General features: G+C 55.4%; 1 rRNA gene. It reads right to left on the bottom strand.

From position 1 onward, the window contains the following. A 23S ribosomal RNA gene (locus ABLV64_RS05760) occupies positions 1-605 on the bottom strand; the annotation flags it as partial.

Genomic DNA, 605 nt, shown 5'->3' with positions numbered 1-605 from the left:
AACGTTCCTTCAGGAGACTTAAAGTCTCAGGGAGAACTCATCTCGGGGCAAGTTTCGTGCTTAGATGCTTTCAGCACTTATCTCTTCCGCATTTAGCTACCGGGCAGTGCCATTGGCATGACAACCCGAACACCAGTGATGCGTCCACTCCGGTCCTCTCGTACTAGGAGCAGCCCCCCTCAATTCTCCAGCGCCCACGGCAGATAGGGACCGAACTGTCTCACGACGTTCTAAACCCAGCTCGCGTACCACTTTAAATGGCGAACAGCCATACCCTTGGGACCTACTTCAGCCCCAGGATGTGATGAGCCGACATCGAGGTGCCAAACACCGCCGTCGATATGAACTCTTGGGCGGTATCAGCCTGTTATCCCCGGAGTACCTTTTATCCGTTGAGCGATGGCCCTTCCATTCAGAACCACCGGATCACTATGACCTGCTTTCGCACCTGCTCGCGCCGTCACGCTCGCAGTCAAGCTAGCTTATGCCATTGCACTAACCTCCTGATGTCCGACCAGGATTAGCTAACCTTCGTGCTCCTCCGTTACGCTTTGGGAGGAGACCGCCCCAGTCAAACTACCCACCAGACACTGTCCGCAACCCCG

It is taken from the genome of Klebsiella sp. JB_Kp031 (genome assembly GCF_040064295.1).
Lineage (GTDB): Bacteria > Pseudomonadota > Gammaproteobacteria > Enterobacterales > Enterobacteriaceae > Klebsiella > Klebsiella quasipneumoniae.
The sequence above is the reverse complement of the archived record's forward strand: the minus strand, read 5'-3'. Positions and strand labels throughout refer to the sequence as shown.